Raw genomic sequence first — 13267 nt, forward strand, 5'->3', positions numbered from 1 at the left:
ATTACTAACGTTTATCCTAAAGTAATAGTATTTTAAAAAATCTTTGGAAAATAAATAATAAAACCAATAATGATGGCAAAGGAGGAAGCAATGAATACGGCTCCAGCTGCTATATCCTTTATTAAACCTATTTTGTTATGATGTTCGGGGTGAATAAAATCGGCTATAGCTTCTATAGCGGTATTCACACCTTCAATACTCATTACTATACCTATGCACAATAGTTGAATAAGCCATTCTGTTGGTGAAATTTTATAATAAAATCCAGCTATTGTAAGTATGATTGCAATAGCAAATTGAATTTTAATACTGGCTTCTGTTTTTAAAAGTAATAAAGCCCCTTTATAGGCATAACCAATACTTTTTAATCGATTTACTATAAAGGAGTCTTTTTTTGTCATACTTATAATGAAACGTATTAACGTTTTTTATAAAGCTTCAAGAGCTGCTTTGTAATTTGGTTCATCTACCGTTTCCGCAACTTGTTCGGTATATTTCACAGTGCCATTCTCATCTACTATGATTACACTTCTAGAATGCAAAGCTTCTAGTGGCCCCGTAATGAAATTCAATCCATAAGCTTTTCCAAAGCTACCATCTTTATAATCAGATAAACTTATAACATTTTCTAAGCCTTCAGCCCCACAAAAACGAGCATGTGCAAATGGTAAATCGTGAGAAATACATAAAACTTTAGTATTTTCTAATTGACTAGCCTCTTTATTGAATTGTCTCACCGATTGCGCACAAGTCCCTGTATCTATACTAGGAAAAATATTTAAAACTAATTTCTGACCTTTAAAATCGTTTAAAGTCTTAGTAGATAAATCGGTTGCTGTTAATGTAAAATCTGGAGCTGAACTCCCAATTTCTGGTAAATTCCCAGATGTTTCTATTGAATTTCCTTTTAAAGTTACTGTTGCCATTTTATTTTTTTTTATTAAACTTTAAAAGTAAGCATATAAAATTGTTTTGAAATGCTAATTATAAAAATTATTAGCACCATTATTAAAAACTATAATTTTTATATGTTAAATAAATTTTGATTATGATTTTATAATTCATAAGTATAAAAAATAGGTTTAACTTTATTATTTAAAAAGTAAATTTGAGTAAATGAACCAAAGAAACTTAAAATAAATATAAATGGATACAAAAGGAGGAGACATAGGCAAATGCCCATTTATGGGTGGAACTCAAAAAGAAACAGCTGGTAGTGGCACTAGAAATAGAGATTGGTGGCCAAATGAACTTAAATTAAACATCCTCCGTCAAAATGGAGTAAAATCAAATCCAATGGGAGACGGTTTTAATTATGCGGAGGCTTTTAATAGTGTTGATTTTCCAGTTTTAAAACAAGAGGTTATTGATTTAATGACAGATTCTCAAGACTGGTGGCCAGCAGATTACGGACATTATGGGCCATTTATGATTCGAATGGCATGGCATAGTGCAGGGACATACCGTGTTGGAGATGGACGTGGAGGCGCAGCAACAGGGAACCAGCGTTTTGCACCGTTAAATAGTTGGCCCGATAATGGCAATTTAGATAAAGCACGTTTGTTACTTTGGCCTATAAAAAAGAAATATGGAAAGAAAATTTCTTGGGCAGATTTATTGATCCTTGCAGGCAATTGTGCTCTAGAATCTATGGGGTTTGAAACATTTGGTTTTGCTGGTGGACGTGAAGATGTTTGGGAGCCAGAACAAGATATATATTGGGGTTCAGAAACAGAATGGTTGGGAAATAAGGAGCGATTTGAAAAAGAAGATACTATAGAGGGGCATTTAGGTGCTGCACATATGGGATTAATTTATGTAAATCCTGAGGGACCCAATGGGGCATCTAATCCAATAGGTACTGCTAAACTCATGAAAGAGACTTTTGGTCGTATGGCTATGAATGATGAAGAAACGGTTGCTCTAACTGCAGGTGGACACACATTTGGAAAAGCACATGGAGCTGCAGATCCAAATAAATATGTGGGAGCTGAACCAGCTGGAGCTTCTATTGAAGAAATGAGTACTGGATGGAAAAACACATTCGGAACAGGGGTTTTAGATGACGCTATTACAAGTGGTCTTGAAGGTGCTTGGACTCCAAACCCATCACAATGGGATCATGACTTTTTTGATGTTTTATTGAATTATGATTGGGAGCTAACTAAAAGTCCGGCAGGAGCAAGTCAATGGACTCCAACAGCAGCATCGCAAGCTAGAATGGCTCCAGCTGCTGGGGATGCTTCCAAGCGTCAAGCTTTAATGATGACGGATGCAGATATGGCTCTAAAAATAGATCCAACTTATCTGGAGATTTCTGAACGTTTCCATAAAGATCCTAAAGCCTTTGAAGATGCATTTGCCCGTGCTTGGTATAAATTAACACATCGTGACATGGGCCCTGTATCTCGTTATTTAGGTCCTGAAGTACCAGATGAAGCGTTGTTATGGCAAGATCCCATACCTACGGTTGATTATAAATTAAGCAAAGATGATGTATCGTCTTTAAAAGAAATGATTCTAGCTTCTGGTTTATCAATCTCACAATTGGTAATAACAGCTTGGGCATCGGCATCTACATTTAGAGGTTCAGATATGCGTGGTGGAGCTAATGGAGGCCGTATTCGTTTAGCGCCTCAAAAAGATTGGGAAGTGAATAATCCAGAAGAATTATCAAAAGTACTTGCAGTATATGAAGGTATTCAGAAAGATTTTAGCGGAACTATATCTATGGCAGATTTAATTGTTTTAGCAGGATCTGTTGGTGTAGAACTAGCTGCTAATAATTCAGGTTATCATATTACTGTCCCTTTTACCGCTGGTAGAGGAGATGCTTCTCAAGAGCAAACCGATATAGAATCCTTCGGTTATTTAGAGCCACAAGCAGATGGTTTTAGAAATTACATAAAATCAAATCTATCTATACCTGCCGAGGATTTATTAATAGATAAGGCTAATTTATTAACGTTGTCTATTCCGGAAATGACTGTATTAATTGGTGGATTACGTGTATTGGAAACAAATTATGATGGTTCAAACCATGGTGTTTTTACAGACAACCCCGGAAGCTTAACCAATGATTTCTTTACTAACCTTTTGGACTTTACGTATACATGGAAAGCAACATCGGATGATGATACATTGTTTGAGGGAAGTGATCGTAGAACAGGTGTTGTAAAGTTTGCAGGAACAAGAGCGGATTTAATTTTTGGTTCAAATACTGAATTAAGAGCGGTTGCAGAAGTTTACGGAGCCGACGATGCTCAAGAAAAGTTTATAAATGACTTTGTTAAAGCTTGGGTAAAGGTCATGAACTTAGACCGTTTTGATTTAGACTAATTTTTAGTTTTTTTGATATTAAAATTGGGATATGTATTTTGTTATGCTTATCCTAATTTTGTTTTAAAGTAACGTCAGTTTTGATGTTTTATAAATTGATAATCAAATACTTAAAATATTTTAAAGAAGGAGGCATGTCATTCCTGACGCTATCGAAAACAAAATATATTTTGTTTGAAGATATCAAGCGGAGCTTTCGAGGAAGAGTCTTATCGTGATGAGATGTCTCGTCACTCATGCTTCGTTCCGTCGACATGACAAACAGTTGTATTTCATTGGATTATATAAGATGTTTTTAATAAAGTTTACGTCGAACTCAGGCTAAAGTAATACTATATGAATGATACAGATATTTTTTTCAGCATAATTCAATCTGGTAATAAGGACCAGGTTGTGGAGCAGCTTAAGTCTTGCCCAAGTTTAGTTGAAGCTAGGGATGCAAGAGGTTTTACACCATTAATTTTTACAGCATACTTTGACAATGCGTCTATAGTTAAAATATTAGTGGAAAATAAAGCGGATATAGATGCTACAGATGCTTCTGGTAATACAGCCTTAATTGGTGTATGTTTTAAAGGAAATGAGGCTTTAGCTGAATATTTAATACAAAACGAAGCAGATATAAATGCTAAAAACTCAAATGGAATGACTCCTCTAATTTTTGCATCTACTTATAATAAACAACATATTGTCGAATTGTTGCTAAAACATGGAGCGGATAAAAGCATTAAAGATAATGACGGTAATACAGCCTTGAATTATGCTGAAGATAAAGGGTTTGAAATTATTGTTGGTCTTTTGAAATAGCGTCCTATTTTTTGATTCTAAAAGAGGGGAGACGACATTTTTAATAAATAACGTGAATCTTGGATAAGAAAATTTATGTCAGTTTGAGTGATTTTTGCAAAAAATCGTATCGAAAACAAGTAAATTTTTGCCCCAAAAAGTTTCTCGATACAAAATTCTTCCAGAATTTCACTACCATTGACGTTATTTTATAAGTGGTTAATTTAAAGCTATTTGTCAGAGCCTTTCGACTTCGCTCAAGACAGGCTAAAGCGAAGAATCTTTGGATAAATTTCTAGAGATTCTTCAGTCGTTCCTCCTTCTAAATGATATCCGATAACGTCATTTTATGCGCTTGATAAACTTTTTTTTTGTCTAATGTCTACCATTGACGTCATTCTGAGGAGCTCCTTAGAGCGACGTGAGAATCTCTTAAATTGAACTATAATTAGACAGATTGTTACGGTCGTTCCTCCCTCACAATGACACATAATAGCGTCATTTTGTACGCTTGATAAAATCTTTTGTCCCCAATCTCGAAGTGACATCTTGAACTCTTAGGCAAAATTCACCTTAAATAATAATAACTTCAATGCAAATAAAAAGCCGCTCTGCTTTCGCAAAGAGGCTTTTTATTGGTCATTTTTCTTTTTCAATTATGTATCTATAGACCCTAAAACACGTTTCATAAAACTATTTAAGGCTTCTTTTTTTTCTGTACCATCTTGTATCATTTTATTGACTTCAACGGCACCATACATATTAGAAATAAGTTCCCCGATAACATCTAGTTCTTCGTCTTTTAAAGAAGGAACTTCTGTTAAAGCTTCAAGGGTTTCGATAGTTTCTATTACAAAATCTTCATCGTTGTCCTCAATAAATTGAGTAAGATGTTTAATTACTGGTAATTTCATTTACTAATTCTTTTAAAGCTTCAAATTTGTTTGTTTGAACTTGTTTTACAAACTCACCACTTTTAAAAGTAGCGAAAGTTGGTAAATTATCAACAGTTGCTAACTTTCTTGATTCTGGAAACTTTTCAGCATCAGCAATAATAAAAGAAACATCTTCGTTTTCTGAAGCTAGTTTCTTAAACTTAGGTTTCATAATACGACAGTTACCACACCATGTTGCAGAATATTGTACAACTACGGTCTTGTTACTAGCAATTAATTCACCTAAATTATCTTGATTTAATTCTTGTACCATTAAATTAGTTTACATGAGCTGCTAAATACTCAGCAGTTCCTTTAGCATTAGGAGCCATAGCTTCTTTTCCTTCTTCCCAGTTAGCTGGACAAACTTCTCCTTTTTCTTGTACATGAGTTAAGGCATCAACAAGACGAATATATTCACCAACATTTCTACCTAAAGGCATGTTATTGATGCTTTCATGTTGTACGATACCATCTTCATCAATAATATAAGTAGCTCTATAAGTTACATTGTCTCCTTCAACTTGAACTGTACCAGTTTCTTCATCGTAAGTTTCATTAGTAATATCTAGAATCCCTAAAATACTTGATAAATTTCTATTGCTATCAGCAAGAAGCGGGTAGGTAACGCCTTCAATTCCTCCATTATCTTTTGTTGCGCTTAACCAAGCAAAATGAACTTCTGGTGTATCACAAGAAGCTCCGATAACGATCGTGTTACGTTTTTCAAATTCTGGTAAAGCAGCTTGAAATGCATGTAATTCTGTTGGACATACAAAAGTGAAATCTTTTGGATACCAGAATAAAACCACTTTTTTCTTGTTATTAACAGCTTCTTCAAGAACGTTTACTTTAAAAGTATCGCCCATATCATTCATTGCGTCAACGTTTAAATCTGGAAATTTTTTTCCTACTAATGCCATGTGTTTTTTATATTTATTATTAATTATTTTCGACGGTGCAAATATAAAATAGAATAGTGATTTTAATAAGAATAGAAATTTTTATTATTTATTTTATTATAGATTTTGTCTATTTTAAAAATAAGTAACAATAACTTAATCTTATTTTTCAGTGAGTTGCTTAATTTTGATTGAAAAGCCTGCGAATAATAATGTAACGAATGGACTAAGAATACTAAAAAAGACATACGGAATGTATGCAGTAGCTCCAGCATATCCAAATAAAACCTTTGAATGATAAGCGCCACAAGTATTCCAAGGAATTAGGACCGAGGTTACGGTACCAGAATCTTCCAACGTTCTACTTAAATTCTCGGGAGCTAACCCTTTATCTTTATAAGCTTGTTTGAACATTTTCCCAGGGACTACTATGGCTAAATATTGATCGGATGCTGTAAGGTTTAAAGCTAAGCAGCTAGCAACAGTACTTGCAAATAAGCCAAATGTAGTGGTCGCTAAGTTTAATAAAGATTTGGTAATTCTAGACAATGCGCCAATGGCATCCATAACACCTCCAAAAACCATAGCACAAACAATTAACCAAATAGTTCCCAGCATGCCTTTCATGCCTCCAGATGTAAATAAGTCATTTAATTCTTTACTTGAAGTTTCAACAGATGTGTCTATTGTTAAAGCATTCATAACACCTTGATAAGCAGATTGAAAGGTTAATGATTCTGCTCCAGCTATCTTTATTATAATATCGGGCTGTGCTATAAGTGCAGTGATACCTCCAAGTAAAGAACCTGTTAACAATGCAATTAAAGGCGGTGTTTTCTTTACAATCATGATAATAACTAAAACAGGAACAACAAATAGCCAAGGACTTATATTAAAGGCACTTTTAATAGCAGATAGTTTATCATCTATTTGTGGTGTGCCGGTTACATCTATATTTAATCCTATTATTATAAAAATGATAAGCGTTACTATTATAGTAGGTACTGTTGTTAATGCCATATACTTTATATGACTAAACAATTCCCCTCCAGCCATGGCTGGTGCAAGGTTTGTAGTGTCGCTAAGAGGCGACATTTTATCTCCAAAATAGGCCCCGGATAAAACAGCTCCAGCAGTCATGCCAACCGAAATACCTAATGTTTCTCCAATGCCCACAAGAGCGATACCTACAGTTGCAGAGGTTGTCCAAGAACTACCAGTGGCTATCGAAATAATAGAACAAATAATGACGCAGGCTGCTAAAAATATTGTTGGGTTTAGTATTTGTAGACCATAGTAAATCATAGTTGGTATAATACCACTAACTAACCAAGTTCCTGCTAATGATCCTACCATTAATAATATAAGCAAAGCTCCAGTGGTAGATTTTATGTTTTCTGCAACTTCCTCAAGCATTCTTTTATAAGAGACTTTGTTTCTAAAACCAACAATCGCAGCAACTGCAGCTCCTAATAATAAAACAAATTGATTGCTTCCGCTTAAAGCATCATCGCCATAAACATATATATTATATGCTAACATTCCAACTAGTGCAATAACAGGAATGAGTGCTTCCCAAATATTAAGCTCTTTATTATCTATTATTTTTTGATCTTCGATTTTTATTTCTGAAAGATTATTATCGTTTTGCATATTTGCAGTTATGTTTTAGTCACGTAATGTTACAATAATACTTGTCTTTTAGCAAATTGCTGAGCTTCGATTTTTAAATATTTATTAAAAATTATTTATAAATGAGTTAAAAGTCAAGTGACTTTTCTGTAGAATTTGTGTCATACAATTAGTACATAGTTAATCTTTGTATTTATAACAAAATCAAACAACTTATAATGTTGACTTTTTACAAGTGTACTACTGATTTTGATACAATTGATTTACAATTTAATTCTCTCCTCTTGAGTTGGTTTTGCCTTCTAACTTATTAGAAAACTCTCTCGCTTAGGCTTAAAATAAATAAACATATATTTAAAAGTAATGGAACATAATGTAGTATCAAGTAAAAAAATAAGACTTAACGTTAAAGATGTAAAGCTAAAACTTGAAAAGCATAATCGGCAATTATATAGAAGTTTAAAAACTCTAGAATATATTTACGTGATAGAAGTTAATTATGAGAAAACGCATAAAAAGAACCAATTTGAAGAGTTTTTAAAATTCAAAACTAATATTCAAAAGCATATTATAAAGACGACTCAGAAAATAAATTATTATAAGTCTTTGCAAAATAAATTAAAATATTAGAGTATGTAATTACATCTTGGATTAAGTTGTATTTTTATTGCGTACTATGGATTCATTAACTCAAATCGTTTTAGGAGCCGCTTGCGGTGAAGCCACTTTAGGAAAGAAAATAGGGAATAAAGCTTTATTATTTGGAGCTATTGGCGGAACGATTCCAGATTTAGATGTATACATTGGTAGTTTACTTTATAATAATGAAATAGATGCTATGCTATTTCACAGAGGCTTTATGCATTCTATCTTTTTTTCGGTGATAGCTGCATTTCTTTTGGGGTGGGGCATTCATAAATTATATAATTCAGGAAGACGTATACATACAACGACTAAAAATGATTGGATTCGTTTGTTCTTTTGGTCTTTGTTCACACATCCTATTTTAGATTGTTTCACGCCTTATGGAACTCAATTGTTTGCACCATTTAGTAATTACCGTGTGGCTTTTAATACTATTGCTGTGGTAGATCCCATTTATACATTACCGTTCCTTATCTGCATGATTGTTCTCATGTTTTTTAATAGAAAGTCTAACAGAAGAAAACTTTGGTTAAAGTTTGGAGTAGGGATTAGTTCTGTATATATGTTGTTAACTATAGGTAATAAGTTTTATATAGATTCAGTGTTTAGAAAATCTATGGAAGAAAACCATATTAAATTTAATCGTTACAGTACACAACCGGCCATATTTAATAATGTATTATGGTATGGAATCGTAGAAACGGATTCTTTATATTTTATTGCTAACTATTCTTTGTTAGATAGCGAGCATAAGTTTTTGAATTTTAAAGAATTACCAAAGCAGCGTGATTTAAAACCTTCTGAATTTAATGATATTAAAGACTTAGCCTGGTTTAGTAATTATTATTATAGCGTTTATAAGATTTCAGACGATCACTATCAATACAACGATTTAAGGTACCCCATTTTAGATGAAAACGATCCCAATTCTTCCGTTTTTAGTTTAACACTCTATAAAGATAATGATCGATTAAATATAAAACCCTTTGAACCTAAATTTGATAATTTTGAATCTGTTATGTCAGATTTATGGGAACGTATTAAAGGGAATTAACAGTTTTTGTTTTAAAATCCAGAATATTAAGTGATTCCATACATGTTCGTATCGTTTTATAGGTGCGTTCAATGTCTGCGTCTAAACCTATAGAAAAACGAATCAATCCATCACTTAATCCCATTTCTTTTTGTTCTTCTTCAGGAATTTCAGATGATGTTGAACTTCCAGGAGCACTAAATAATGTCTTGTAAAAACCAAGGCTTACAGCTAAATACCCTAGGTTTTTATCTTGCATCATTTCCATAAGTTCATTTGCCTTGTCTAAAGAACCTACATCAATAGTTAGCATGCCTCCAAAACCGTATTTTTCATTCATCATACTTTTGAATAATTCATGAGATGGGTGAGACTCTAATCCTGGGTAAACAGTTTTTAATCCGTCTGCTTCAAATTTATTAGCTAAATATGTAGCATTATGGCTATGTTGTTGCATTCTAATGTGTAACGTTCTTAGGTTTTTCAATATAGACGACGCTCTTAAACTATCCATGGTAGAGCCTAATAGCATAGATGCGCCATCATTAACATTACGTAAATCGTTTATAAATTCTTGAGTCCCGCAAACTACACCACCCACTGTATCACTAGATCCATTAATAAATTTTGTTAAACTGTGTATCACTATATCTGCACCTAACATAGCTGGCGATATTGATAATGGAGAAAAAGTATTATCTACTACTAATTTTAGATTATGCCTCTTGGCAATATCTGCTAATCCTTTAATATTGGCAACTTCTAAAAGGGGGTTGCTTACAGATTCGCAATACAACACTTTTGTGTTTTTTGTAATAGCATTTTCTACAATTTCTAAGTTCGTAATATCTACAAAAGAAGTATTTATATTAAATCGAGGCGTGAAATTTTTCAAAAATGCATAAGTACCTCCATAAATAGTTCTACTAGATATAATATGATCTCCCGCACCACATAATTGAAGCAATACAGGTGTAATAGCTCCCATCCCAGATGCAGACACATTAGCGGTTTCTGTACCTTCCATAGCGGCTAATGCCTCTCCCAAATATAAATTTGAAGGTGAAGAATGGCGGGAGTATAAATAACACCCATCAGCATTACCTTCAAAGGTGTCAAACATGGTTTTTGCAGATAAGAATGTGTATGTTGAAGAGTCTGAAATGGAAGGATTTACACCTCCAAATTCACCAAAATATTGTAAGTCTTGTATATTATTTGCTGGTTTAAAGCCCATGGTGTTTTTAGATTTGATTAATTATATAACAAAACTCAATATTATATGACTATAAAACAATGAATATGTATATATTTAGAAAATAAAACTAAATTATGTTTAAAATTTAGATTATTATGTGGCTGATTCATTGTTTTTATATATTTTAATGAAAAATTTTCAATTATGGTTTTTGATGATATTGATAGAAGATTATTGGATTATTTACAAGTAGATAGTAAACAAACCAATAAAGAGCTTTCTAATAAATTAAACCTTTCAGTAACTGCGGTTTATGAGCGTATAAAAAAGCTTGAAAGAGATGGGTATATTAATAGTTATGTGGCGTTAGTAAATAAGGAGCTTGTGGATAAAGCATTTGTAGCATTTTGTCATATTAAGCTCGTAAAGCATAGTCAGGACTATGTTGTGAAATTTGAAAAAGAGGTTACTAATATCAATGAGGTGTTAGAATGTTATCATGTTAGTGGTGATTACGATTATTTATTGAAAGTTTTAGTAAAAGACATGCAAGCTTTTCGTGAGTTTATGGTAGAAAAGTTAACCACGATTAATCATATTGGAAGTACACATAGTATGTTTGTAATAAATGAAGTAAAGCATACAACAGCAATAAATATGTAATTAGGAGTACCACAACCTATAAAGGCATTGAGTTTTTAATTATTTTTATTCTACTGCCAGTTAGTCTTGCTATTAATTTAGGAAATGAAAACCCATTAAGTGCCGCAAGTGTGTTTTAAAATCTTGCTGAAAAATGATGTATAATCCATTTTTTTTCAGTTTCATTTAAAGTCGCACACATTATTGTTTCTCCATCAGTTCTAACATTGACAAGGCCATAATGGTTTTTTTCCATTATTCTAGAACGCCATGCTCTTTTGTCTGTGGTTCTCGTACCAAATGGAACAATAGGCATAGATAAATGGAAATCAACTCTAATATCATTAGAAGCCATTTTTTCTTCAGTATCCCTAACATGATCTTCAATAGAGTCTCTTAATTCTTTGCTCATTTCATCCAAATTTCGACCAAGTACTGAACCATTTGCTAATGAACCGTCTCCATTAGATGGAAATTTTTTGATTTCTATTGTGTTAAGAGCTCCAAGAGAGACACTTCTTTCAATTTCAGTCATGTATACTAGCGGAGTCAATAGTTTGTCGTTATTTCTGTCTATGGAGACAAAACCAGTTAAAGCACTAGCGCTTACTATTTCTGGTTTCGGGTGAGCGTGTCCTTCAGCATCACCAGATGAAATAATGGTTGCCGCTGGTTTTAGTTCTTCTAAGAATCGATAGGAGATATCATCACTACCATGATGACATGCTTTAGCAACATCACACGCCCATTGCCCCATACGATCTCCGTATGATTTCATAAGCCAATCCATACTTGCTTTATTCAGGTCACCAGTTAATAGAATACGTGCATTTTTGTAATCAACCCTTAAGCAAATACTATGGCCATTACTATTTTTGCCTTTATCACCAATGTCCTTTAAGCCTATCTTTTGGTTAACAATTTTAGTTACTGGGCCTAAAACTTTAACAGAATAATCATGTTTAGAAGATTTCCATAGTTCCGGTAAATTTTTACCTGATTTTAAATCTTCTAATTGCACTCCAACCCGTTCAAAATTTGTTCTTTTGCTATTCTTTAAAACATCTTTAATAAAAGACCTCCAAGGGCCAGAAAGTTTTTCTTCAGAATTCCAATTTACTGCCGCCTCTGCATCATCTCTATTACCTAATAATTGAACAAAATAGTTCTCGTCTACCATGCCTAATCCGTCTCTATGGGGGAGTGGTGCATTAGCGTTTTTAGTCCATCTCGAAAGTCCGGGATGATGCAGTGTTTTCACGTCTACACTATCAGAATCTAATTCCCGATCAGCGAGTTCAGATTCTTTTACCAGGTCATGTAAACCACCAAAATGATCTGTATCAGAGTGAGAGGCCATCATACTATCAAGTCGAACTTTAAAATCGCCGTAATCAGAAAAGAATTTCCAATCAACAAAATCGGCGGCATTTTTTCCTGTTTGTTGACTTTTTCTTTGTAGTCCACCATCTATGAGCATATGCTTTTTGTCGGGGGTTATCATTAAAACACCATCACCTTGAGCAACATCAATAAAATAAAATTCCAGAAGGGCGTCTATTGTTAAATCAGATTTTTTAATCTTACCAAAATGCCCTCGTGCCCGAATATCATAGGTAGTGGAGTTTTTCGCAATTATTTGTACTGTATCCCCCCAAAGTAAAGTCTTTTTTCTATTTCTACTAGTGGTAAAAGTGGTGCTAAAAGGATATTTAGCATTTGAGCGTTTTCTGTCTACATAGGCAATTTCTACAACATGATCACTTTTTAGATATCCAATTTTACCATTATATTTAATTCTAGTCCAAGTGGTTTTAGATAACCCATTAGGTAAGTCAACCGTCCTGCCCCAGCCAATTTCTTGTATGGTAGTAGAACTAGTCTTTGCTTCTTCTTTGAATTCGGTTTTAAACTTTTTTCGAAATTCTGCTTGTTGCTGCTTTCTTTTGTAATAATTAGTAGTGTTAATTGCTGCTTTTTCTTCTGAATACGCACGAATCCATCCTGTAGCCATAATTATGAGTTTTATAGTTTAATACTCGTTTAATAAGAATAAAAGAAAGTCCATTGTACACAAAATTATTGGGAGATAAAAATTTATGTACTTACTAACAAAATACACTATCATTAGTTCCACAAATTAAAAAAGGTAGAA

Annotated in this window: 12 protein-coding genes; 4 read left to right on the top strand and 8 right to left on the bottom strand. The window is 33.2% G+C overall.

From position 1 onward, the window contains the following. Positions 1–32 precede the first annotated feature (32 nt). Both Q4Q39_RS08840 and tpx read right to left on the bottom strand, forming a co-directional pair. Positions 33–401, bottom strand: coding sequence for a diacylglycerol kinase (locus tag Q4Q39_RS08840; RefSeq protein ID WP_303282062.1), 369 nt, complete (start codon positions 399–401; stop codon positions 33–35). Between the two features lie 27 nt (positions 402–428). Then, positions 429–926: a thiol peroxidase gene (gene tpx / locus Q4Q39_RS08845; RefSeq protein ID WP_303282063.1), complete on the bottom strand. Its 498-nt coding sequence runs from the start codon at positions 924–926 to the stop codon at positions 429–431. Between the two features lie 220 nt (positions 927–1146). Here tpx and katG point away from each other — a divergent pair, with 220 nt between their 5' ends. Further along, positions 1147–3339 (top strand): catalase/peroxidase HPI, encoded by a 2193-nt coding sequence (gene katG, locus Q4Q39_RS08850; protein WP_303282064.1) that lies wholly within the window; start codon positions 1147–1149, stop codon positions 3337–3339. Between the two features lie 336 nt (positions 3340–3675). Next, positions 3676–4146 carry an ankyrin repeat domain-containing protein gene (locus Q4Q39_RS08855; RefSeq protein WP_303282065.1) on the top strand — a complete coding sequence of 157 codons (471 nt, stop codon included), beginning with the start codon at positions 3676–3678 and terminating at the stop codon, positions 4144–4146. 635 nt (positions 4147–4781) lie between these two features. Here the strand turns inward: Q4Q39_RS08855 and Q4Q39_RS08860 are convergent. The 4 genes from Q4Q39_RS08860 to nhaC form a co-directional block, all read right to left on the bottom strand. Next, complete coding sequence (locus tag Q4Q39_RS08860) at positions 4782–5039, bottom strand: DUF6952 family protein (protein WP_303282066.1); 258 nt, start codon at positions 5037–5039, stop codon at positions 4782–4784. Then, complete coding sequence (locus Q4Q39_RS08865) at positions 5020–5334, bottom strand: thioredoxin family protein (protein WP_303282067.1); 315 nt, start codon at positions 5332–5334, stop codon at positions 5020–5022. The genes Q4Q39_RS08860 and Q4Q39_RS08865 overlap by 20 nt, the downstream gene beginning before the upstream one ends. Before the next feature lie 4 nt (positions 5335–5338). Further along, positions 5339–5983, bottom strand: coding sequence for a peroxiredoxin (locus Q4Q39_RS08870; RefSeq protein WP_303282069.1), 645 nt, complete (start codon positions 5981–5983; stop codon positions 5339–5341). 141 nt (positions 5984–6124) lie between these two features. Beyond that, on the bottom strand, positions 6125–7615 hold the full coding sequence (gene nhaC, locus Q4Q39_RS08875) for a Na+/H+ antiporter NhaC (protein ID WP_303282070.1): 1491 nt from the start codon (positions 7613–7615) through the stop codon (positions 6125–6127). A gap of 655 nt (positions 7616–8270) precedes the next feature. On the opposite strand from nhaC, the gene Q4Q39_RS08880 reads away from it, so the two are divergent. Beyond that, complete coding sequence (locus Q4Q39_RS08880) at positions 8271–9293, top strand: metal-dependent hydrolase (RefSeq protein ID WP_303282071.1); 1023 nt, start codon at positions 8271–8273, stop codon at positions 9291–9293. On the opposite strand, the gene Q4Q39_RS08885 is transcribed toward Q4Q39_RS08880, so the two are convergent. Further along, positions 9280–10509, bottom strand: coding sequence for an aminotransferase class I/II-fold pyridoxal phosphate-dependent enzyme (locus Q4Q39_RS08885; RefSeq protein ID WP_303282072.1), 1230 nt, complete (start codon positions 10507–10509; stop codon positions 9280–9282). The genes Q4Q39_RS08880 and Q4Q39_RS08885 overlap by 14 nt on opposite strands. A 165-nt stretch (positions 10510–10674) precedes the next feature. Here Q4Q39_RS08885 and Q4Q39_RS08890 point away from each other — a divergent pair, with 165 nt between their 5' ends. Further along, on the top strand, positions 10675–11133 hold the full coding sequence (locus tag Q4Q39_RS08890) for an Lrp/AsnC family transcriptional regulator (RefSeq protein ID WP_303282073.1): 459 nt from the start codon (positions 10675–10677) through the stop codon (positions 11131–11133). A 115-nt stretch (positions 11134–11248) separates the two neighbouring features. Here the strand turns inward: Q4Q39_RS08890 and Q4Q39_RS08895 are convergent, their stop codons facing one another. Next, positions 11249–13126, bottom strand: coding sequence for a ComEC/Rec2 family competence protein (locus tag Q4Q39_RS08895; protein WP_303282074.1), 1878 nt, complete (start codon positions 13124–13126; stop codon positions 11249–11251). Positions 13127–13267 lie beyond the last annotated feature (141 nt).

Origin of the sequence: Flavivirga amylovorans, assembly GCF_030540875.1 — a bacterium.
In the GTDB taxonomy this organism is placed as follows: Bacteria; Bacteroidota; Bacteroidia; order Flavobacteriales; family Flavobacteriaceae; genus Flavivirga; species Flavivirga amylovorans.